Annotated in this window: 19 protein-coding genes; 9 read left to right on the forward strand and 10 right to left on the reverse strand. The window is 69.0% G+C overall.

Features of this window, described 5'->3' with window-relative positions; all coding sequences use genetic code 11:
• Window positions 1–16: 16 nt before the first annotated feature.
• Together F4558_RS17550 and F4558_RS17555 are read left to right on the forward strand one after the other, a co-directional pair.
• Complete coding sequence (locus F4558_RS17550) at window positions 17–844, forward strand: PIG-L family deacetylase (protein WP_053652805.1); 828 nt, start codon at window positions 17–19, stop codon at window positions 842–844.
• A 13-nt stretch (window positions 845–857) separates the two neighbouring features.
• The gene (locus F4558_RS17555; protein ID WP_053652806.1) at window positions 858–1,190 is read left to right on the forward strand and encodes a putative quinol monooxygenase; all 333 of its coding nucleotides are present in this window, start codon (window positions 858–860) and stop codon (window positions 1,188–1,190) included.
• Between the two features lie 184 nt (window positions 1,191–1,374).
• Here F4558_RS17555 and F4558_RS17560 read toward each other — a convergent pair whose 3' ends face one another.
• Window positions 1,375–2,742: an endo-1,4-beta-xylanase gene (locus F4558_RS17560; RefSeq protein ID WP_167945195.1), complete on the reverse strand. Its 1,368-nt coding sequence runs from the start codon at window positions 2,740–2,742 to the stop codon at window positions 1,375–1,377.
• 489 nt (window positions 2,743–3,231) lie between these two features.
• On the opposite strand from F4558_RS17560, the gene F4558_RS17565 reads away from it, so the two are divergent.
• Window positions 3,232–3,801, forward strand: a complete 570-nt coding sequence (locus tag F4558_RS17565; protein WP_053657088.1) for a hypothetical protein — start codon at window positions 3,232–3,234, stop codon at window positions 3,799–3,801.
• Window positions 3,802–3,885: 84 nt separating this feature from the next.
• Here the strand turns inward: F4558_RS17565 and rox are convergent, their stop codons facing one another.
• The 3 genes from rox to F4558_RS17580 all read right to left on the reverse strand — a co-directional run bounded on the left by rox (window position 3,886) and on the right by F4558_RS17580 (window position 8,718).
• Complete coding sequence (rox, locus tag F4558_RS17570; RefSeq protein ID WP_167945196.1) at window positions 3,886–5,313, reverse strand: rifampin monooxygenase; 1,428 nt, start codon at window positions 5,311–5,313, stop codon at window positions 3,886–3,888.
• 1,303 nt (window positions 5,314–6,616) lie between these two features.
• Window positions 6,617–8,254 carry an MDR family MFS transporter gene (locus F4558_RS17575; RefSeq protein WP_053657092.1) on the reverse strand — a complete coding sequence of 546 codons (1,638 nt, stop codon included), beginning with the start codon at window positions 8,252–8,254 and terminating at the stop codon, window positions 6,617–6,619.
• Window positions 8,251–8,718 (reverse strand): MarR family winged helix-turn-helix transcriptional regulator, encoded by a 468-nt coding sequence (locus F4558_RS17580; RefSeq protein ID WP_197281568.1) that lies wholly within the window; start codon window positions 8,716–8,718, stop codon window positions 8,251–8,253. The genes F4558_RS17575 and F4558_RS17580 overlap by 4 nt, the downstream gene beginning before the upstream one ends.
• A 109-nt stretch (window positions 8,719–8,827) precedes the next feature.
• Here F4558_RS17580 and F4558_RS17585 point away from each other — a divergent pair, with 109 nt between their 5' ends.
• On the forward strand, window positions 8,828–9,448 hold the full coding sequence (locus F4558_RS17585) for a TetR/AcrR family transcriptional regulator (protein ID WP_053657096.1): 621 nt from the start codon (window positions 8,828–8,830) through the stop codon (window positions 9,446–9,448).
• An 80-nt stretch (window positions 9,449–9,528) separates the two neighbouring features.
• Here F4558_RS17585 and F4558_RS17590 read toward each other — a convergent pair whose 3' ends face one another.
• Entirely contained in the window at window positions 9,529–11,019 is a 1,491-nt protein-coding gene (locus F4558_RS17590; protein ID WP_167945197.1) for an arabinofuranosidase catalytic domain-containing protein, read from the reverse strand.
• A 190-nt stretch (window positions 11,020–11,209) separates the two neighbouring features.
• A complete protein-coding gene (locus tag F4558_RS17595) occupies window positions 11,210–13,045 on the reverse strand; it encodes an RICIN domain-containing protein (protein WP_312877352.1) in 1,836 nt (611 codons plus the stop codon).
• Window positions 13,046–13,340: 295 nt separating this feature from the next.
• Between F4558_RS17595 and F4558_RS17600 the strand changes: the two genes are divergently transcribed.
• The 4 genes from F4558_RS17600 to F4558_RS17615 all read left to right on the forward strand — a co-directional run bounded on the left by F4558_RS17600 (window position 13,341) and on the right by F4558_RS17615 (window position 18,133).
• The gene (locus F4558_RS17600; protein ID WP_053657102.1) at window positions 13,341–14,576 is read left to right on the forward strand and encodes a sugar ABC transporter substrate-binding protein; all 1,236 of its coding nucleotides are present in this window, start codon (window positions 13,341–13,343) and stop codon (window positions 14,574–14,576) included.
• Between the two features lie 153 nt (window positions 14,577–14,729).
• Window positions 14,730–15,569, forward strand: a complete 840-nt coding sequence (locus F4558_RS17605; protein ID WP_312877353.1) for a carbohydrate ABC transporter permease — start codon at window positions 14,730–14,732, stop codon at window positions 15,567–15,569.
• Complete coding sequence (locus tag F4558_RS17610) at window positions 15,566–16,390, forward strand: carbohydrate ABC transporter permease (RefSeq protein ID WP_167945199.1); 825 nt, start codon at window positions 15,566–15,568, stop codon at window positions 16,388–16,390. Before F4558_RS17605 ends, F4558_RS17610 begins: the two co-directional genes overlap by 4 nt.
• A gap of 30 nt (window positions 16,391–16,420) precedes the next feature.
• Window positions 16,421–18,133, forward strand: a complete 1,713-nt coding sequence (locus tag F4558_RS17615; protein WP_167945201.1) for an amylo-alpha-1,6-glucosidase — start codon at window positions 16,421–16,423, stop codon at window positions 18,131–18,133.
• Between the two features lie 27 nt (window positions 18,134–18,160).
• Here the strand turns inward: F4558_RS17615 and F4558_RS17620 are convergent, their stop codons facing one another.
• Window positions 18,161–19,183 carry a LacI family DNA-binding transcriptional regulator gene (locus F4558_RS17620; protein WP_053657113.1) on the reverse strand — a complete coding sequence of 341 codons (1,023 nt, stop codon included), beginning with the start codon at window positions 19,181–19,183 and terminating at the stop codon, window positions 18,161–18,163.
• A 209-nt stretch (window positions 19,184–19,392) separates the two neighbouring features.
• Between F4558_RS17620 and F4558_RS17625 the strand changes: the two genes are divergently transcribed.
• Window positions 19,393–19,830, forward strand: a complete 438-nt coding sequence (locus F4558_RS17625) for an iron chaperone (protein WP_053657115.1) — start codon at window positions 19,393–19,395, stop codon at window positions 19,828–19,830.
• Window positions 19,831–19,838: 8 nt separating this feature from the next.
• Here the strand turns inward: F4558_RS17625 and F4558_RS17630 are convergent, their stop codons facing one another.
• From F4558_RS17630 to F4558_RS17640, 3 genes are all read right to left on the reverse strand, one after another.
• On the reverse strand, window positions 19,839–20,780 hold the full coding sequence (locus F4558_RS17630) for a GlxA family transcriptional regulator (RefSeq protein ID WP_167945203.1): 942 nt from the start codon (window positions 20,778–20,780) through the stop codon (window positions 19,839–19,841).
• Between the two features lie 17 nt (window positions 20,781–20,797).
• On the reverse strand, window positions 20,798–21,241 hold the full coding sequence (locus tag F4558_RS17635; protein ID WP_053657185.1) for a DUF6010 family protein: 444 nt from the start codon (window positions 21,239–21,241) through the stop codon (window positions 20,798–20,800).
• Window positions 21,242–21,355: 114 nt separating this feature from the next.
• Window positions 21,356–22,336 carry a DUF2804 domain-containing protein gene (locus tag F4558_RS17640; protein ID WP_053657119.1) on the reverse strand — a complete coding sequence of 327 codons (981 nt, stop codon included), beginning with the start codon at window positions 22,334–22,336 and terminating at the stop codon, window positions 21,356–21,358.
• Window positions 22,337–22,366 lie beyond the last annotated feature (30 nt).

Raw genomic sequence — 22,366 nt, forward strand, 5'->3', positions numbered from 1 at the left:
CCCGTAGGGTGGTGGCATGGCTGAGCGACCTCTGACCCTGATGGCGGTGCACGCCCACCCCGACGACGAGGCGACGAGCACCGGCGGCGTCCTGGCCCGCTACGCGGCCGAGGGAGTGACGACGGTCCTCGTGACCTGCACGGACGGCCGGTGCGGTGACGGGCCCGGCGGGGTGAAGCCCGGCGACCCCGGTCACGATCCCGCCGCCGTCGTGGCGATGCGCCAGGCCGAGCTTGAGGCCAGTTGCGCGGCGTTGAAGGTCACCCACCTGGAGACCCTCGGCTACGGCGACTCGGGGATGATGGGCTGGCCGACGAACGACCAGCCCGGCTCGTTCTGGTCCACGCCGGTGGCGGAGGCGGCGGACCGGCTGGCCGAGCTGATCCGCCGGTACCGACCGGACGTCGTCGTCACCTACGACGAGAACGGCTTCTACGGCCACCCGGATCACATCCAGGCCCACCGCATCACGATGGCGGCCGTTGCGCAGACCGACGTTGCGGCGAAGGTCTACTGGACCACCGTGCCCCGCACCGCGTTCGAGGACTTCGGCCGGATCATGAAGGAGCTGGGCATCGAGTGGGCCGACCCGGACCCGTCGTCGCCCGAGCCGGCGCTCGGCCTGCCCGACGACGAGATCAGCACCTGGGTCGACACGAAGGCATACGGCGACCAGAAGTTCGACGCGTTGGCGGCGCACGCCAGCCAGACCGAGAACATCTTCTTCCTGCAACTGGGCCGGGAGCGCTTCACCGAGCTGATGGGCGTCGAGACGTTCGTCCGCGTGCGGGACACCACTGACGCGCCGCTGCCCGAGGACGACCTCTTCGCCGGCCTACGCTGAGTAACCTGGTGCCATGATCTTCATTACCGCCAAGTTCCGGGTGCTGCCGGAGCACGCCGACCAGTGGCCCCAGATCTCCGCCGCGTTCACCGAGGCGACCCGCGCCGAGCCGGGCTGCCTGTGGTTCGACTGGTCCCGCAGCCTCGACGACCCGACCGAGTACGTCCTGGTCGAGGCGTTCCGCGACGATGAGGCCGGCGGGGCACACGTGCAGTCGGCGCACTTCCGCGCGGCACAGGAGCACCTGCCGCCGCACCTGGCCGAGACGCCGCGCATCGTCAACACCACGGTGCCGCAGCAGGACTGGTCGCTGCTCGGCGAGATGGCAGTTCCCGAAGGCCGCTGACCGGGCTCACCGCCCGGGCTCGCGTCTTGCTCCGGGCTCGCGCCGGTGTTCTGGCCGGCGTCGCCGTTCAAGGCCGCGTCGGCGCTTTGCCCCGGGGGTACGTCGAGCCGGCGCCCAGGCCGGGCACCGGCTCGACTGTCGTCCTACCGCTGGCCGTGTCGGCTGGCGCAGCGCACTTCGGTGATCAGCTGGCGGTGCAGGTGGGCGCCAGGCCCGAGGCGGTGCCCGTGCCCTGGAACCCGAACTCGGTCACCTGACCGGCAGCAAGCTGACCGTTGTAGTCCACATTCGCGAACCGCACCAAGCCGCTGCTGCCACTGGCCGTGGCCGACCAGGTGTTCGTCACGCTCGCCCCAGCGGGCAGCGTCAGCGCGACGTTCCAACCCCTCGTGCCGGACGAGCCAGCTGTCACCTTCACGTTCACCACGAACCCGCCGGTCCACGAGTTCACAGTCACCGACGCCGAACACCCACTCGGCCCCGGCGGAGGAGTCGTCGGGTTCGGCGGCGGGGTGGTCGGGTTCGGCGGCGGGGTGGTCGGGATGGGCGTACCGCTGTTGAGGGCGTTCAGCACGGCGTCGTACGCGGACTTCTTGTTGCCGTTGCAGTCGAACAGCAGCGCGTTGTCCGACCCACGCCACGAGTCGCAGTCGCGCACGCCCCACACGGTGATGCCGGTGCAGCGGGTGACGGCCAGGCAGGCGCGGGTGACCGCGCCGAAGATGTTGGCCTGGTTGGAGCCGGTCATCACGTCCAACTCGGTGATCTGCACATCAACGCCCAGGTCAGCGAAGCGTTGCAGGTTGGCCTGGTAGTCACCGGCCAACGTCGTACCCAGATGCGACTGGAAACCGACGCAGTCGATCGGCACACCACGGGACTTGAAGTCCCGCACCATGTTGTAGATACCCGTCGACTTCGCGTTGATCCCATCGGTGTTGTAGTCGTTGTAACACAACTTCGCACCCGGATCCGCGGCCCGCGCAGCCCGGAACGCCGCCTCGATCCAGTCGTTACCGGTGCGCTGCAGATTCGAATCCCGCCGCCCACCACTGCCACCATCGGCGAACGCCTCGTTCACCACATCCCAGGCATAGATCTTGCCCCGGTAGTAGGTGGCCACCTGCGTCACATGGTTGATCGCCGCGTTACGCAACGCGCTGCCCGACAAGCCCTGCGCCCAACCCGGCTGCTGCTGGTGCCACAACAACGCATGACCCCGCACACTCATGCCATTGGCCTGCGCGTGACTGACCAGACGATCACCACCGGAATAGCTGAACCGACCCTGCTGCGGCTCGGTGGCATCCCACTTCATCTCATTCTCAGCCACCACACTGTTGAACTCGCGGTTCAGAATGTTGACGTACGTGCTGGTGGAGAGCTTGCCCGTCGCGACCGCGGCGCCGAAGTAGCGGCCCTTCTCAGCCGCCGCCGTGCGCAGGGTCGTCCCGGCGCTGGCGGTCGGAGCCAGGGCCACCATCGTGGCCGCGGTCAGTGCGCCGGCGACGGCGAGGATCACCGTCGCCCGCACGGCTTTCTTGGGTTTCATGTCGAGTCCTTCGTGGAGGTTGCAGCGGTGGTGGTACCCGACGTCGCTGCCGGCGTCGGTTCCCGGATGACCCGGGGTGGATCGCCGGCTGGCGCTGGACGTTTCGATCACAGTGAGTTCCGGGTCGGTCGTCCTGTGACGGTCGGCAGGCGCGATGTGCCCGCCGTGTGGCCGGCTGCTGCTGACACGGTGCTGATGCGACGTCCGCATGCCCTGGGGGACGTCTGGTCGTGAGGTACGACCAGCGGGCTCGCCCGGTGAGTCACAGCTACTGTCGTCCTCGACATCGACTGTGAGCGATAACATGCCGTTCGTCAAGTCGTAACGAAGGACATCTATCGAGCCGCCGCAAACGGGCTGCCAACCGCCCTGTTACCGGTAACAGGGCGGCCCGCGCCTGCCCTCACCGGCGGTTCGCCGTGCCCTCGGGCAGACCGGATCGGGTGATCCCAAGGATCGGCGCTATTGATCGGCAGGCATCATGTCGGCGTGAACTCAACCCTGGCCGCCCTCCTCGGCTCCGCGATCACCGCCTTCGCATCACTGCTCGTGGTCCTGGTGCACTCCCGAATGAGGCGACGGCACCAGGAACGGGCAGATCTGCAACGGGCGTACGTGCTGATCCTGTCCGGCGCCCTGCGGCTCGCGCACAAGGCCGAAGCGTTGCGGCAGACCAGGTACTGGCGTTCGAGCCTGCCGGAGGCGGGCAACGAACTGTTCGCGGGGCACAAGCCGCTGGGACCCATGGCGCTGCACGACTGGCTGGCCCGGGACATGACCACTGTGGAGAGCGCCTGGTCGCAGATCTGGACCCACGGCGACCAGGACGGCATCGCCCTCGCCAACGGACTCATGACCGCGTTCAACGGGGTGATGGTCGCCGCCATGCAGTGCAGCGGCACCGAACCGTTCGAACCGTCCGACGAGATGACGATCGCCAGCCGTCGCCTCGGCGAGGCACGCCGGCAACTTGCCCTGCACGCCCGCCGGGTCGCGAAGCTGGGGCCCCGCGACGTGGACCTGTTCACCGACCGGGAATACGGCCTCGCGGCGGGCTGACAGACGTACCGGGGTGCTGCGCCTCGGTGACGCCGGCTGACGCCGACAGTCCGTGTCAGCCAGCGGCTGACGACGGTTTGTCCGTCAGCCGGCGGCTGCGCCGAACCATCGACGCAGCTGGCCAACCAGGCCCTGCTGGTCGTCACCGGCCCAGGCCACGTGACCGTCCGGTCGCAGCAGCACCGCCGGCGCGCCCACCTCCTCGCTGACATCGACGACGTGGTCGACCCGGTCCGCCCACCCCGCGACCGAGAGCCGGCCGGTCTGGTCGAGCAACAGGCCGCGCCCGCCGTGCATCAGCTCGTAGAGCCGACCCCCCTTCAGACGTACGTCCCGCAGGTGCCGGCCGAGCAGTTCGTGCCCCGCGCCGAAGTCGTAGCGGACCCCGATCGCGGTGACCTTCTCGATGAGGTGACGGTTCACGTCCTCGAAGTCCATCAACTCCGCCAGCAGCCGACGTACCGCCTGGGCACCTGGCTCGGTGGACAGCAACTCCATCTGGGCCCGGGTGTTGTCCAGTACGTCGGCGGCAACCGGGTGCCGTTCGGCGTGGTAGCTGTCCAACAGTCCGTCCGGCGCCCAACCGTTGATCTCTGCGGCCAACTTCCATCCCAGGTTGAAAGCATCCTGGATGCCCAGGTTCAGCCCCTGCCCACCGGTCGGAGGGTGGATGTGCGCCGCGTCGCCGGCCAGCAGCACCCGACCCGTCCGATACCGCTCGACAAGCCGGGTGCCGTCACCGAACCGAGACAGCCAACGCGGCGAGTGCACGCCGAAGTCAGTGCCGGCAACGGCCCTCAACTGCCGCTTCACCTCATCGAGCGTCGGCGGCGCGGACCGGTCCTCCGCCAACCCCTCAGCCGGTACGACAACCCGGTACACCCCCTCCCCGACCGGCCCGACACCGAACCGGAGCTGCGTCTTGCGGACCTCCGCCACCACAGTGGCCACCGTCTCCGGCGGCACCCCCACCTCCATCTCACCGAGCAACGTCTCGACCCTGCTCGGCTCACCGGGGAAGCCCACGCCGAGCAGCCTGCGTACCGTGCTGCGACCCCCGTCGCAGCCGACCAGGTACCGCGAACGCACCTGCGCCCCGTCGGCCAGCTCGACCGTCACCCCGTGCTCGTCCTGACGCAGCCCGACCACCGCACAGCCGCGCCGCACCTCGACGCCGACCTCGACAGCGCGCTCCGCCAACAACCGGTCGGTGATGGGCTGCGGAATCCCGAGGACGTACGGGTGGGAGGTGTCCAGCCGACCCGGCGACGGTTTGGTGATGGCGGCGAAGAAACCACCCACCGGAAACTGCCGGCCGAGCGCGAGGAACCGCTCCAACAGCCCGCGCTGATCCAACACCTCAAGGCTGCGCGCGTGCAGACCCAGCGCACGAACGTACCTGGTCGGTTCCTCGTCCTTCTCCAGCACGAGCACGCGTACGTCATGCAGCCGCAACTCGCTCGCGAGCATCAAGCCGGTCGGGCCCCCGCCGGCAATGATCACGTCAATCATGAAAGGCATTCCCCCATTCGCCACGGTTGCGTCCGCGCCAGCCGTCCAGCGCGATCCGCGCGGCACACCCCGCCTCGTTTCCGCAGGCTGTGGCCTCGGCTGGAAGATTCTGCGGTACGACCCGGGTCTTGCCGCAAGACCCCGGGTGCGGTATATGTTGAAAGTGGCAGGGAGTGCGACTCTTGCCTCCTGCGTCCAGATTTGCTCAGCCACCCCTTCGGTCGGCGCATCGCCCACCCCTTCGGTCGGCGCATCCCTCAGCCCGCGACGCCCTTTCCGCTCATCGTGTCCCCGCCACGACGGCATCCCCGCCCCAACGTGACGCGGCGAGCGAGGCGGCGCAGCGCCATCGGGGCCATGGCCCATGCGGCGACAGTGCGATCAATGCGTCCGGGCCGCCATCAGGCGAGATCAACACGGGCTCCTTGAAATCGGGGTATCCCGCCATCAAGGACACCGCGATTTCAAGGAAGCCGAGTGGATCTTCTCCGAAATCTCGGCAGATGAGAGGAACTGACCAGCGGATGGGAGGAAGCCGCGTCAGGCATGCGATCCGCGCATGAACCCATTCGGCGCGACCCTCCAAACGCGTCATTCGCCGGCACCGATCGCCCCGGCTCACGCGTCGGCGGACCCGCACGACTGCCGCCTCAGAACAGGCAGCCAGGCCCACACGCCAGCAACGCCAGGCCCACAGGCCAGGCAACACGCCAGGCAACGCGCCAGGAACGCCAGGCACCAGGAACACCAGGCGCCAGGCAACGCCAGGCGCCAAGCAACGCGACGACGCCGCCGACAATTCAGCGCCCGCCAGTGCGGCAATCGTCGAGGTGCACAGCACCGAGCGGCAGGAGCACCAATAGCGGCAGGAGGCGTCGCGTGTGCTCGAGGCACGCGGCGGGCATCGGCGGCTCCCTGCCGGCAAGCGACCATCGGAGCCACCACATCTTCGAGGCAATCGGGCCACCGAAGCGGAGCTCCGGGCACCAACGGCGAGATCAACACGGGGTCAATGAAATCGGGGTGTCCCACTACCAGGGACACCCCGATTTCAAGGAAACCGAGTCGATCAGTACGGTCGTCCCGGCCAGCAAGAGGGAACGACCGGGACATGGGATGACGACCCTCTGAGGGCACCCCGCTCAGGCACGGCGACTGGGGTGGGTCACAACGGTCGTGAGGCGGCGTACGTCGGGCCTGGCAGCCGATCTGGCTCGCCACCGAGGTGCCGGGGCCGCCACCATCGAAAGTCGGTGGCGGCCCCGGTTCGCGCCTTCGTGCGGGTTCGACGTCGGGTCTGGCGTCAGCGGCGGCGCGTCGGTTCCTTCGACGTGTCCACTACCGATGTCTGGTCGAACGCGGGAGCACCGTCGACAGCGTCGGCTGCCACTGCCGTCGAGGTGGCGGCGTCCGGGAGGTCCAGGCTGGTCCGGAGGGTGACGGGTCGGAGCAGCAGCGCGGCGATGACGCCTACGACAGCGATGGCGGCGGAGATGAGGAAGATGTGTCCGGTGGCGTCGCCGTACGCGGCACGGACGATCTCCTGCACCCCCTCGGGCAGGGCGGTGATGTTGAGGTTGCTGTTGCCGTCGTTGCCGGAGGTGGGGATTCCGGCGGCGGCGAGGTCGTGGGTGATCTGGTCGTTGACCCGGCGGGCGAGGATGGCGCCGAGTACCGACACACCGATCGTGCCGCCGAGGGACCGGAAGAACGCGACGCTGGAGCTGGCCGCGCCGATGTCCTTGAGCGAGACCGTGTTCTGTACGGCGAGGACGAGGTTCTGCATTGTCATACCGACACCGGTGCCGACGATGAACATCGCGACGCCGACCAGGACGAGCGACGTCTCGTGGTCGACGGTGCCCAGCAGCGCGAACCCGGCGACGAGGGTGATCGACCCGGCGACGATGTACGGCTTGATCTTTCCGCTCTTGGTGATGAGTCGTCCGGCGATGATGGAGGACAGCAGTACTCCGGCCATCATCGGGATGGTGAGCAGGCCGGCTTCGGTGGGGCTGTAGCCGCGGCCGATCTGGAAGTACTGGCCGAGGAAGACGGCACCGCCGAACATGGCCATGCCGACCGCGAGGCTGCCGAGGATTGCCAGTGCGGTGGTGTGCTGGCGCACGATGTCGAGCGGGACGACAGGCTCGCTGGCCCGCGACTCGACCCAGACCGCCAGTGCGAGCAGGATGACCGCGCCGCCCACCATGGCCGCGGTCTGCCAGGAGACCCAGGCGAACGAGCCGTCGACGAACGAGATCCAGATCAGCAGTACGCTCACGCCGGCAGCGATCAGTCCGGCGCCCAGGTAGTCGATCTTGACGTTCTCACGGCGCGCGGTCGGCAGGTGCAGGGTGGCCTGGAGCAGGATGAGCGCCACGGCGGCGACAGGCACGCCGACGAAGAAGCACCAGCGCCAGCCGAGCCATGACGTGTCGACGATGAGGCCGCCGAGCAGTGGGCCACCCACGGTCGCGACCGCCATGACGCCACCGAGGTAGCCGTTGTAGCGGCCCCGCTCACGCGGCGGGATCATGGCGGCGATCGCCACCTGGACGAGAGCCTGAAGGCCACCGACCCCGATGCCCTGGAACGCGCGGGCGGCGATCAGTTGGCCAGCGGTCTGCGAGAACCCGGCGATGACCGAGCCGAGCAGGAACACCACGATGGCGACCTGGATCAGGACCTTCTTGTTGAACAGGTCGGCCAGCTTGCCCCAGATCGGGGTGGTAGCGGTCGCGGTGAGCAGGGTGGCGGTGACGACCCAGGTGTACTGGGTCTGCGAGCCGTTCAGCGCTCCGATGATCTTTGGAAGAGCTGTGGAGACGACAGTGCTGCTGAGCATCGCGACGAACAGCACCAGCAGCAGACCACTGAGCGCTTCCAGCGTTCGCCGATGGGTCATCGGCTCAGCGCCGGTCATGGTGGGTGCGCTCATCGCGCGGCCTCCAGGTTGTCGTGGTTTCCGAGGGCAACCTCGATGTCGCGGGCGAACCGTCCGAGGGCGCCGCTCAGCGCGTCGACCTCGTCGGGGGTCCAGTCGGCCAGCGCTCGGCGCAGCACGTCGCCGTACCAGCCAAAACTCTCGGCAAGGGCGGCCCGGCCGGCCGGTGTGACAGCGAGGAAGCTCGCCCGCTTGTCGGACGGGTCGGGCCGCCGCTCGACCAGACCGTCCGCGACGAGCGCCGCGATCGAGCGGCTGACCGTGGATGGGTCCAGTCGGGTGCGCTGGGCCAGCTCACGGGCCTGGCAGCCGCCGGAGGTCTTGTCGATCTGCATGAGCATGCCGAGCAGGCCCGGCGCGACGGCCTGCCCCTCCTCCGCCCGGTGCTGCTTCAGTAACCGGACAGTCCGCACCAGGTCGTACAGCCGAAGGCCGAGCTCCCCCGCGGTGCTGTCCACGCCCTGCCCCTCACATCTAGTTGGTTGCCTCACGCAAGCATCTACCGATCTTGCCCACTAGGCAAGTTTGCTCGTTGAGAAGCGCATCACCCCCACTACGCTGGGGCCGATGGACGAGATCACCGGGCTACGGGAGCGCAAGAAGGCGGCCACCCGACTCGCCCTGCACGAGGCGGCGCTACGCCTGGCTGCCGAACACGGGCCCGACGGCGTGACCGTGGAGGCGATCGCCGACGCCGCGAACGTCTCCCGGCGGACGTTCTCCAACTACTTCTCCAACAAGGAAGAAGCGTTCTTTCACGGCGACACCGTACGCCTGCGGCGGCTGCTGCAACTGGTCCACGAGCGGCCGGCAGACGAGCCGCCGTGGACGGCGCTGAGCCGGGCGGCGGAGCGCTTCACGCCCGAGGCGTTCGGCGGGCGGGACCGGTCCTGGCTGCCCCGACGCCGACAGTTGCGTGGATATTCCGGCCTGGCCGCACATCAGGTCGCGGCGTACACGGCGATCGAGCGCGAACTGGCGACGGAACTCGCACCTCGGCTCACCGGCGCGGACGTGGCGCTGCGCGCCCGCCTCCTGGCCGCGACGTTCCTGGCGATCCTGCGCGTCGCCATCCAGCACTGGATCGACCACCCGGACGACCAGTTGCTGGACACGGTGCGAGCCGCGCTCGCCGAGGTCGCTCCCCCGCCGGCCGACCCGGATCGTACGAGCGCCGCCGACGACTGACGTGACCACGCCGCGCCGGCCACCACCCACTGTGCGGTGATGACCGGCGCGACGGGTTGGTCCGCCAGCGCCGCGCCGGTTCAGCGGTAGCCGGCGGTCACCACGTTGGCCTGCACCGCGTTCTCGGTCGCGTCGGACGGATAGCCGGCGACCATGGCTCCCTCGTAGAAGGTGCCGGCGCTCAGGTTCGCGCCGCCGTCGGGCTTGCAGCAGTCCCCTCCGCTACCCAGGATGATCGCGCCCTGCTTCTTCATCGGGCTGTATCCGGGCGGGAGCGAGCCGTCCCAGAGGGTGTAGAGGCTGCCCGACTGGGCGTTGCTGCCCTTGATGGCGAACCGCGAAATGCCGTTGTTCTTCAGCGTCGCGGTGACGAACTTGCTGGTGAAGGAACGCTGGTTGGGGTTCCAGGTCTGGCTGCCACCCGGGAACAGACCCCATTCGAGGTCCGCCTGCACCCAGGGTCCGGTGCCGGAGCAGCCGCCGAACCAGCATTGGGTGCCGAAGTTGATGGCGTCCATCGCCCCGGCGGCATCGGCCTTCCTCGTCGTCTCGCTGTTGCCGTAGTCGAAGCAGCAGCCGTTGTTGACGTGGGTGCCGCTTGTCACCATGTACATGCCCTCGGGAGCGGCCCCGGTCGGCACGCCGGTCAGGTGCCCGTCGCGCCAGTAGCTGTTCCCCGGGTTGATGTAGAGCGAGTACGCCTTGGAGCCGCCCACGGTCAGGGACTCCGAGGTCGCCACCGCCGGCCTGCTCTGCGGCGAACCGGGAACCACACTCGACCCCTGGTACCAGAGGTCGTTTCCGCGCCCCGACTGGTCGTACACGACTGTCACCACGCACGTCGTACCGGCGCAGGACGCATCCTGCGTTGCCGCGTTGGCGGTGCCACCGGCGTTCAGCAACCCGATGTCGCGGGACGTGTTGTCCGACGAACGCCGGACCTGGTAGAGGCTGCCGGCGTACGCCCCGTAGAGCGCCCGCGTCGTGCTGTGCGCCGCCACGCACGGGGTGCCGCCGGAGGCGTAGATGTCGCAGGGACGCGCGCCCGTCGGCGGCGGAGTCGTCGGAGGCGGTGTGGTCGGAGGCGTGGTCGTCGGCGAGGTCCACTGCTGGTTCGTGCCACCGTGACACGCCCACAGGTGGATCTTTGTGCCGTTGGTGGTGCCGTAACCACTGGCGTCGAGGCACAGCCCCGAGTGCACGCCGGTGATGGTGCCGTTGGCGTTGACGTTCCACTGCTGGTTCGTCTGACCGTTGCAGTCCCAGATGATCGCCGCCGTGCCGTTGGCGGTGCCCTGGCCGGAGGCATCCAGGCACTTGTTGCCGTACACAATGAGTTGTCTGCTCGATGTCCAGGTCCAGGTCTGGTTGGCGCCGCCCTGGCAGTCCCAGAGTTGCGTCTGGGTGCCGTTGGCGGTGCTGGAGTTGGGGACGTCAAGGCAGCGACCGGAGGGCACGCCGACGATCCGGGTGCTCTGACCCGGCTCGATGGCGGCGGCGGACGCCTGTGGGGCGGCAGGGACGGCGCCGACCCCGACGAGGGCACCGGCCAGAACGCTGGTCAGCACCATCAGGTGACGGACGCGACCGCGTCGCGGGTGACGGGCTTCCACCGGGGCATCAACTGGCCCGGTGCGGGACGAGGGTTGCACGGGGGCGGCTCCTCGGAGTCGTCGAAGCGCGAGGGCTCGCCGACGCGCTACGGGTGGTGGGGTTGTTGCGTGGAAGCGGTGCAGGCACCTCGAACTCCCACGGTGACGCCTACCGGCCCAGGACCCGCCACGTCTGGTTCAACGGGCTGCCCTGACCGGTCGGGTTGCAGGTCCACTGGTGCACGGGTGCCCGGGGCGCCGTGGAGATCGTGCTGACATCGACGCACTTGCCACTGTGGCGGGCCACGAGTTGGTAGTCGTGCGAGTCGTTGCCCGCGTAGGTCACCTTGCGGAGGGTGAACTGCTGGTTGAGGCCGTTCAGGCAGGTCCACTGGTGCACCGCCGCGCCGTCGGCGGTGGAGACGCCGCTGACGTCGAGGCACTTGCCGCTCTGCTGGTTGACCACCGTGTACGTGTTTGCCACCCCGGCGACCGGACGGAAGTTCCAGAGCTGCTGGTCGCCGCCCTCGCAGTAGAACTGCTGCTGGACGTTGCCGTCCGAGGTGCTCAGTCCTGCGTTGTCCAGGCACTGCTGGGAGTGCTGGGCCACCGCCACCGACTGGAACCCGCCGTCGGAGGGCGGCAGCAGGGTGATCGTGTACGTGTCGCTCTGGTTGGTGTACGGCAGGTTCACGGTGGCGTTGTTGTTTGCCACGCCGACGACGCTGTTCGAGACGGTGATCGGCCCCTGCACGGCACCGCCGCCGTTGTGCGGGATGCGTTGGACGAGAACCCGGACCTGGTTGTTCTGCACGATGCCGCTCGTCGTGTCCAGGCGTTGCATGTTGACTGCCAGGTTGCCGGTGGTCCGACCGCCGCCCACGAGGACCTTCGCCGTGCCTGTCGTCTTGGTGGCGAACGCGTCGTACGACTGGCTTGCGGTCACCGCGACCACCTGCCCCGTCTGCCCGGCGTAGAAGCGGTACGCCCACCACTCACCCTTGGGCTGGTGCTGCCCCGCCGAGTTGCGGACCAGCAGGTTGCCGAGGTCGTTGTGCAGGTTGCCGCCACCGGCCCAGTTGGCGCGGAGGCCGTCGGCGCGCGCTCGCTCCAGACGGGCGATGTACCACGCCCCGTCGGCCGGGTTCTGCTCCTCGGGCGCACCGTACTCGTTGATCTGGTACGGGCGGGGGTGGGCGATGCCGCGCGGGTCGAGGGTGGCGTTTGCGGCGGCGACGTTGGCGACCGGGTCGCCTGGCAGCGAGTGCCAGCTGACGATGTCCGGCACTGTGTTCGTCGAGCGGACGAAGTCCAGGTACTGGTTCCAGAAGGTGTGCGTGGTCGACGGTACGCAGGCGCAGCTCGGCCCGACGATGAGCTGGTTGGGGAACTCCGCCCGGATGCGCTGGTAGGTGCGCCGCCACAGTTCGAGGTACTGGGAGATCGGCCGGTTCCAGAAGATGGTGATGTTGGGTTCGTTCCAGATGTCCCACTGCACGGAGAGCCCGGACGCCCGAACGTCGTTGACGAGGCGGCTCAGGAAGGCGTCGTAGTCGGCCCAGTTGCCGTTGTCGCCGGGGAAGCGGGAGATCCCGGCGCCGTCGGCGCCCCACAGGTCGTGCGGCAGCAGGATGAACTGACCGCCGAGGGCGACGGTGCGGCGTGCCTGGGCGACTGTGGAGTTCCACCGGCGGTCGTAGTTCCCGCCGACCCAGCCACTTCCCGGCAGCTGCGCTCCGCCCGCTCGCATGTACTGGAACTTGACGTCCCGGTAGAAGTGGTCGGGCGGGCCGCTGGCGTTCTCGGTCATGCCGTAGATCCAGCCGGACGCGCGGTAGGCCGGCGAACCGCTTGTCGTGGAGAAGTTGACGCTCATCGACTCGTCGGCGGCCTGGGCCGGAGACGCGGCGGCGACTGTGGTGGCGGCGACGGCGAGCAGGCCGGCGACGAGGCGGGCGACTGTCGCACGGGTTCGTCCTGACCTGCCACGGGACGGGGTTTGCACGGGGCGGCTCCTTGGTGGGGCGTGGGGGACGCTCTCCGGAGGGCAGCACTTGCGAATCGATTCGCACGGATCGTAGGACCGGATACTCAACCGTGTCAATGCGATGACGATTCGATGAAGCGGGCGTTTCCAGGCAACCGCACATCCGCGGCGATCAGCTGTTGACCTCCGGGCAGGGGCCGACCTATCTTCGGCCGAACCACTTGTCGAATCGATTCGCTTCCTCGCCGAACCGAAACGGCCCCCGACGGCCGAGCCCACCCCACCTGACGATCGACGTGAAGTGAGGCACCAGATGACTCGACCCAGCCACAAGTGGCGCCTGGCCGCTGTCGCCGTGACGGCACTCGCCGTCGCCGCCGGCAGCGCCTGTTCGTCCTCCGCCGACGATCCCGGCGACGCCGCGTACGTCGTCTGGGATCCGTACCCGCAGTTCGCCGACGACTCGCAGTGGGTCGCGCTGCTCGACAGGTGCGGCACCTCCGCGGGGGTGACTGTCGAGCGGACCGGCTACGACACCACCGACCTGACGAACAAGGCCCTGCTCGCCGCCCAGCAGGGAAACTCGCCGGACGTGCTGATCGTGGACAACCCCGTCATCTCCACACTGGCCGAGGCGGGCACGCTCACCACCACGGACGACAACAAGCTCGACGTCTCGGCCATGGCACCGAACCTGCTCGGCGCGGGCCAGAGCGAGGGCAAGACGTACGGGGTGCCGATCGGGGCGAACACCCTCGCGCTCTACTACAACAAGGATCTGCTGACTGCCGCCGGCGTGGATCCGGCCACCATCACCGACTGGACGTCGCTGACCACGGCGCTCACCAAAGTCAAGACCGCGGGAAAGAAGGGCATCACCTTCTCCGCCATCGGCACCGAGGAGGGCAGCTTCCAGTTCCTGCCGTGGTTCTGGGGCGCCGGAGCCCAGTTGACAAGCCTGGACTCGCCGCAGGCGGCCTCCGCGCTGACGCTCTGGACGGACTGGCTCAAGCAGGGGTACGCCCCCAACTCCGTCATCAACAACACCCAGACCACGAGCTGGCAGGAGTTCGCCACCGGCGACTACGCGTTCGCCGAGAACGGCACCTGGCAGTTGGCGAACGCCGAGAAGCTCGGGTTCTCGTACGGCACCATCGCCATTCCGGCGAGCGCCGGCGGTCCGGCGCCGGCGCCCACCGGCGGTGAGTTCGTCTCCATCCCCGTGCAGAAGAACACCGAGCGGTACGCGACGTCGCAGAAGCTTGTCACCTGCCTGACAAGTGCCGACAACCTGCTCACCACCGACACCACTCTCTCCTACGTAGCGCCCGTCACGGCCGTGCAGGATCGGCAGGCGGCGGCGGACCCGAAGCTCACGGTCTGGGTGCAGGCGGTCCGGGCGGCGAAGGGTCGCACCGGGGACAACCTCGGCACGAAGTACCCGAAGATCTCAGAGGCACTGTGGACGGCGGTGCAGGCTGCCCTGAGCGGTCAGAAGTCGCCTCGTGAAGCGCTGAGCGCCGCGCAGGCCGCGGCGGCGACCAGGTAAGCGCGCCGAAGCGACACCATGCCCCCGACGACACAGACCTCCACAAGCGCACGGGAACCGGGCGCACCGGCGACGGTCGCTCCACCCGGGCGTGCCCCGTCCGGCGCCCGACGCCGGCCCCGCCGATGGCCGGCCTGGGGCTTCCTGGCACCCGTGACCGTCTACCTGACCGCCTTCTACGCCTATCCCCTCTACCGCAATGTCGAGTTGAGCCTGCGCGAGTACACCGTCCGCTCGTTCGTGCAGGGCGGCGCGCCCTTCGCCGGGCTCGACAACTACCGCACGGTCCTGACCGACAGCGCCTTCGGGCCGACGCTGGCGCACACAGTGGTCTTCACCGGCGCGTCGCTGTTCTTCCAGTTCACCATCGGCATGGCTCTGGCGCTCTTCTTCCACAACCACTTCCCGCTGTCGCGCACGCTGCGGGCGGTGATCCTCATTCCGTGGCTGCTGCCGCTGATCGTCTCGGCGTCGACGTGGTCGTGGCTGCTCAACAGCGACTCCGGGTTGGTGAACGCGGCGCTCGGCGTCGTCGGGGTCGACAGGGTCAACTGGCTCACCTCGCCGGGCTGGTCACTCACCTCGGTGATCATCGCGAACGTCTGGATCGGCATCCCGTTCAACCTTGTGGTGTTGCACAGCGGCCTCCAGGCGATCCCGACCGAGGTGTACGAGGCGTCCGCGCTGGACGGCGCGACGGGCTGGCAGCGGTTCTGGTCGATCACTTTTCCGCTGCTGCGTCCCGTCTCGGCGATCACCCTGCTGCTGGGGCTCGTCTACACGCTGAAGGTCTTCGACATCATCTGGATCATGACCAGGGGTGGCCCCACCGACTCCTCCGCCACGCTCGCCACCTGGTCGTACCGGCTCGGTTTCGGCAATCTGCTGCCGGAGTTCGGGCCCGGCGCGGCCGTCGGCAACCTGCTCATCGTGATGGCCCTGGTGGCCGGGCTCGGATACATCCGTTTCCAGCGGAGTCAGGACCTGCGATGACCGCCTCCCCGCCCCGCTCCCGGTGGAAGACCGGCGTCGGACTGATGCTGACCGGGCTGATGCTCTTCCCGGTCTACTGGATGATCAACGTGTCGTTCACCCGTGACCAGGACATGCGGGCCACTCCCCCGCACCTGATTCCGACCGACGGCACCCTGGACGGCTACCGCGCCGTGCTCGACCAGCAACTCCCGTACCTCGGCACCAGCTTCCTTGTCGGTCTCGGCACTGTGGCGCTGACCCTGGCGCTGGCCGCCCCGGCCGGATACGCGCTGGCCAAGCTCCGCCCGCCCGGCGGCCCAGCGCTGAGCTTCGTGCTGCTGATCGCGCAGATGATCCCGGGAATCATCATGGCCATGGGCTTCTACGCCGTCTATCTCCACCTCGGCGTACTCAACACGCTGCCCGGTCTGATCCTTGCCGACTCCACACTGGCCGTACCGTTCGGAGTGTTGATCTTCACGGCCTTCATGTCCGGGATCCCCGACGAGTTGCTCCAGGCCGCCGTTGTCGACGGCGCCGGCCGGCTGCGGACCTTCTGGTCGATCGTACTGCCGGTCAGCCGCAACTCGATCGTCACTGTGTCACTCTTCGCGTTCCTGTGGTCCTGGTCGGACTTCATCTTCGCCTCGACCCTCGCCGGTGGCGGCGACCACCAGCCGATCACCCTCGGCATCTACCACTACATCGGCAACAACAACCAGCAGTGGAACGCCATCATGGCCACCGCCGTCGTCGCCTCCGTCCCGGCCGCCGTGCTGCTGGTCCTCGCCCAGCGGTACGTCTCCACGGGCGTGACGGCCGGCGCGGTCAAGGACTGACCATCCGCAGCGCAGAAAGGCAACCGCCACATGACCGTAGCCTCGCCCGGTCCGGAGTTCCCCATCCAGGACATCCCCTTCAGCTACCGCGGATCCTGGTTCAACCTCTCACCTGTGGTAGCCGAGAAGACGTACGCCGACGATGTGCACCTGGTCTCGCACCAGACCGGGCTGCATCCGGTGCTACGCCTCGCCCCGGCGGCCGCCGGCACCACTGTCGTCGCCACGCCCGCGTTGCTGACCTGGCGCAGCGGCGCCGACCGGATCGAGGCCGTCTACGACGGACCGGCCGCCCTGCGGATCCGGGGCCACCGCCTGGGGCTGCGGATAGCCGCGGCGGCGGACACCCTCACCCCGTTCAGCGGCACCTACCTGTACCTCGACCCGACCGACGGCTCGCACGTGTTCACCTCGTACGAGACCGGCCGCCGCTACCGGATCACAGTGCTCTCCGGCGCGCTCCGGCTGACCGACGGCGTGGAGGCGCTCGGCACCGCCGACCGGTTCCTGGACCTCGGTGGCGAGCAACAGTGGGAGATCGCCATCGAGGAGTACGCCACAGCGCGCCAGCCGTATACCCCGTCGGCCACCTTCGACGAGTTGTGCCGTCACCGCAGCAGCGAGTTCGCCGCGTTCGTCGACGCGGTCGCTCCGTGGCGCGGCGCGGAAACACCGGCCGCCGAGCTTGCCGCGTACGTCCTCTGGTCGGCCACCGTCTCCCCCGCGGGCTTCCTCGCCCGACCGGCCGTCCTGATGTCCAAGCACTGGATGGACAAGGTGTGGAGCTGGGACCACTGCTTCAACGCGATCGCCCTGGCCGCCGGCGAGCCGGAGCTGGCCTGGCACCAGTTCCACCTGCCCTTCGACCACCAGGACGCGGCCGGTGCCCTGCCGGACTCGGTCGCCCACTCCGAGGTCCTGCACAACTACGTCAAACCCCCCATCCACGGCTGGGCCCTACGACAGCTGCGCCGACGTCTTCCCCAGCCCCCGGACCGGGCGGCCCTTGCCGAGACGTACGACCGGTTGGCCCGTTGGAGCCGTTTCTGGCTGGACGCGCGTCGCGCCCCCGGCCACGACCTCCCCCACTACCAGCACGGCAACGACAGCGGCTGGGACAACGCCAGCACCTTCGACCACGACCGGGTCCTGCAAACCGCCGACCTCGCGGCGTTCCTGGTCTCGCAACTACGCTGTCTCGCCGACCTCGCTGTCGAGCTTGGCGAACCCGCCGAGCAGTGGTCACGAGAGGCCGACCGGGTTCGCACGGCACTGCTGCGTGACCTGTGGGACGGCGAACGCTTCGCCGCCCGCAGCCCACTCACCGGGCAGCGGCGGGCGAGCCGCAGCCTGCTCGACCTGATGCCCATCGCGCTCGGCGCGGACCTGCCCGCCCCGGTCAGCACCGCGCTGGCCCGGGGCGTCGAGGCTCACCTGACGACGCACGGCCTGGCCACCGAGCCGCCGGACTCGGCCCACTACGTCGCCGACGGCTACTGGCGTGGCCCGATCTGGGCACCCTCCACTGTGCTCGTCGAAGACGGTCTGCGGAGGGCCGGACACACCAGCATCGCCGACGACGTCAGCCGACGTTTCCTCGCTCTGTGCGAGAAGTCCGGCTTCGCGGAGAACTTCGACGCCGAGACGGGTGCCGGGTTGCGGGACCGCGCCTACACCTGGACGGCAAGCAGCTATCTCATCCTCGCCGCAGCCCAGGAGCAGCGGCGGACGACAGGCGGCTAGGCAGCGGACCGGGCACGGCGGAAAGCGTCAGCGGATCGACTCACGAGCCCTCGGCCCGGTGCTGGAGCGCAACGAGATGGGCGGGCTGTACAGGCGGTGCCGGGGCACCGCCCCCGGTTCGGCGATGCTCTCCAACAGCAGCGCCACGGCCTCGGCGCCCATCTCCCGGGTCGGCACGTCCGCGGCGGTCAACGGTGGGCGGAAGTCCTCCGCCCAGTGCTGGGCGGCGACTCCGGTGACGGAGAAGTCGGCAGGCACCGACAGCCCGGCGTTTGTCAGTGCCCGCTGCATTCCGGGCAACGCCGCCTCGTTGATCGTCGCCACCGCCGTCACCTCCCGGTGCGTGGCGAGCAACTGCTCGACGCACGCCTCTCCGGCGGCGGTGTCGTCGCCGCAGCAGACGTCCACTCCGGTCAGCCCCCGCTCCGCGACCGCTTCCCGGAAGCCGGCCAGCGCTCGGTGGCTGGGGCCGTACCCCGCCGCCACCAGCTCGGCGGAGCGGTTCACCAGCGCGACCTGCCGGTGCCCCAGATCGGCCAGATGGTGTACGCAACGGGCGATCAACCCGGCGTAGTCGACGTCGATCCAGCTCATGCCGCGCGGCTCGGCGGTCCGACCGATCGTGACGAACGGCAGGCCCGCCTTGGCCAGCCGGGTCACCCGGTCGTCCTCCAGCCGGATCTCCATGAGGACCACGCCGTCGACCCGGCGGCCGGTGACGATCCGCTCGAACGACCGGTCGTGATCACCACCGGACGGGGACAGCAGCACGTCCAGGTCATGGCGGGCGGCCGCCTCGACGACACTGGCGACGAAGCCCAACTGCATGTCGGTCAACCGCTGACTCGCCGGCGGGATCACCAGCCCGAGGGTGCGGGTGCGCCCCTCCTTCAGGGCACGGGCGCTGGCGTTCGGCCGGTAGTCCAGCTCGTCGATGACCGCCTGGATCCGCTGCCGGGTCGCCTGGGACACCGCCCGCTTGCCGCTCAGCACGTAGGAGACGGTGCTGCGGGACACCCCGGCCCGGCGGGCGATCTCCCCGATGTTCATGTACGCCTCGAATCGACACCTGCCCCGAAGTGGGGACGCAGCATGCTCCGCCGACGCGAGCATATCCGTCCGGATTCCCGTCCCCGGCTCGGCGACAGCTCGGCAGCCCGCACTTTCGATCAGGAATCAAGAAGCACCCCGACGGTCGCCGGACCTAACCTTTTCGCAGGTGGCCGGCACACGCCGAGCCGTGAACGAGGGAGCCGAGAATGTCCACGACCACCACCGATGGTTTCAGCGCCGCCGAGCGCGCCGCGATGAAGGAGCGCGCCGCCGAGATGCGCGCCGAGGGCAGGAAGGGCGCCAAGAAGGCCGACGGGCTACAGGCGGTCCTCGACCGGATCGCGCAGATGGAACCGGAGGATCGCGTGCTCGCCGAGCGCGTGCACGTGGCGATCACCACCGCCGCCCCCGAGTTGGCACCGAAGACCTGGTACGGGATGCCCGCGTACACGAACGCCGACGGCAAGATCGTCGTCTTCTTCCAGGATGCCGGCAAGTTCAACTACCGGTATTCCACGGTGGGCTTCCAGGACACTGCCAACCTCGACGACGGCGACCTGTGGCCCGTGGCGTACGCGCTGAAGGCATGGAGCCCGGCCGTGGAGAAGAAGGTCATCGAGTTGGTGCGTGCCGCGATCTCCTGACCCTCGGCTCAGGTGCCGCGGAAGGCTCGCCGGTACGCCTGCGGGCTGGTGCCGGTGACGAGTTTGAAGCGGTCCCGGAAGGCGGTGGTGGAGCCGAATCCGACCCGGGCGGCGATGCGGTCGACCGGATGGGCAGTGGTTTCCAGGAGGCGCTGCGCCTGGTGGACGCGCACGCGGAGCAGCCACTGCAGTGGGGTGGTGCCGGTCTGGTCACGGAAGCGGCGGTTCAGGGTACGGATGCTCATGCCGGCGTGCTGGGCGATGTCGGCAAGGGTCAGTTCGCGACGGGCGTTGTCGCGCAGCCACGCCAGCAGCGGCTCCAGGGTGATCCCGTCGGGGATCGGTGGTTCGTGCACGATGAACTGTGCCTGCCCGCCGGCGCGTTCCAGCGGCATGACCGACAGTCGGGCGGCGTCGGCTGCCACCGTGGCGCCGTAGTCGCGCCGAATCATGTGCAGGCACAGGTCGAGCCCGGCGGCGGCGCCCGCCGAGGTCAGGAACTGGCCGTTGTCGACGTAGAGGACGTTCGGGTCGACCTGGACCCGCGGAAACTGGGCGGCGAGCACATCGGTGGCGACCCAGTGCGTGGTGGCACGGAGCCCGTCGAGGAGACCGGTGGCGGCCAGGGTGAAGGCGCCACCGCAGATCGAGGCGATACGGGTCCCGTTCGCGGCGGCGGCACGCAGCGCGTCGAGAACGGCGGCGGGGGCGGCGGCGCCCGGGTCGCTGACACCGGGCACGATGATCGTGTCGGCGTCGTCGAGGATGTCCAGCCCCCACGGCACCGCGATGCTGAACGCGCCCGTGGTCACAGTGGGCGCCGCCGCACAGATCCGAACCTGGTAGCCGGCCCTGCCATCGGCCATGCGGGTGCGGTGGAACACCTCCATCGGCGTGGCGAGGTCGAACGGGACGACACTGTCGAGAGCGAGCACTGCCACGGTGTGCATGGCTGAAATCTAGCCAGTCAGGCCTCGACGCTGACGGTTGGCGCGGGTCGGGCCGCACCTGTCGCCCGGCGGCTCACACGGTCGTACATGTCTTTGATCGACAGGCCGCCGGCGAAGCACCACAGGGCGATGACGGGATCGCAGAGGGCGCAGCCGAACGACGAGTCGTGCAGCGACGGGATGAGCGGGGTGCCGCGGCGGTGGTGCAGGACGTCCCACGCGGTGTGCAGCAGCCATCCGACGCCGATGAAGGTGTAGGAGCTGAGCCCGGCGTAACCCACCACGACCAGCACGGCGCAGAAGGCCAGTTCCCACAGGCCGAATCCGCCGCCACTGATGTAGGCGGCACCGGCTCCCGTGACGATGAGCGCGTTCAGACGACGGCGGTGCGGCTCGGGAACAAGGGAGTTGAGGCCTACGTAGACCAGCCCGATGACGATTGGCAGGACATAGCGAAGCATGATCACCTTTTCGGAACTCCGTAACGAAAAGGCAGCCTAAGCAGGGAGAACCGCAGCGGCGAGAGGCGAAATTGCCACACCTCGACGGGTTCCGGCCAGCGGCGCGAAACCGGCCTACCAGCGGTTGCGTGCCTCCTCGGCCCAGCCGACGAGCCCGTCGAGGCTCACCTTCGTCCCGTCGTCGGTCTTCGCCCACCCGGAGAAGTGCCCGAAACACTGGTGCGTCTCGTTCGCGACGACTGCGAGGTTGGTGCGGGCCACCTTCTCGTGGAACGGCTGGAACTCGGCCTCGACCCGGTCGCCGCTGATCCGCCACGGGCGCAGCCAGTCCGACCGGTCGTAGGTCCACCGCAGCTCGTCGCCGATCTTGTGCAGCCGGCCGTCGACGAACAGGCCGTTCTCGGTGACTCCGGTGCCGTCGGTCCACTGACCGCCGAGCTGGATCGCCCGTCCCGGTGCCGCGCCGGCGGCCCAGTTCCAGGTGATCGAGTACGGCCACCTGCCGCGACCGTGGTCCAGCACGGCGAAAGCGTCCGGTCCTCCGATCTCGTACGTCTGGCCGTGCAGCTCAAGCGTGCCGGAAACGGGGCGGCCGACGTCCTTGACCGTGTACTGGAACCGCGTCGGGCTCCACGGAACGACCACTGCGAGCGACTCGTGACCGGCCGGCAGCGGCACCAGCACCTCCAGTCGTACTCCGGAGGTGTTCGCCGAGATGGCGGTGCCGTCCGGACGCTGATCGATCCGGATGTCCAGGTCGCGGCCCCGCGCCCGAACCTCGCCCGCACCGCTGCGCGGCGGCAACACCGCGCCGCGCGCCAGCGGCACCACCACATCGGTCTTCGTCTCGACGCCGCTCTGCCGGTCGAGCACGTAGCTGCTGTGCACACCGGCGTAGTCGAGCGACGAGACGACAAGCCCGACGATGTGTCGTGGCGTGACGATGCCCCAGTACTCCCACCGCTTGGTCCGGCCCCAGCCGCGCAGGTTGGCGGTGTGCAGGGGACGACGCGACCAGCCGACCGCAGCCGGGTTGAGCCGTCCGTCCGGCTGGCACAGGTCTACAGGTGAGGTCAGCTCACGTTCGTGGGTCACGGTGGGGAGGATAGCCGCCACCAGGCATAC

The sequence above is a fragment of the Micromonospora profundi genome (assembly GCF_011927785.1).
GTDB lineage: Bacteria > Actinomycetota > Actinomycetes > Mycobacteriales > Micromonosporaceae > Micromonospora > Micromonospora profundi.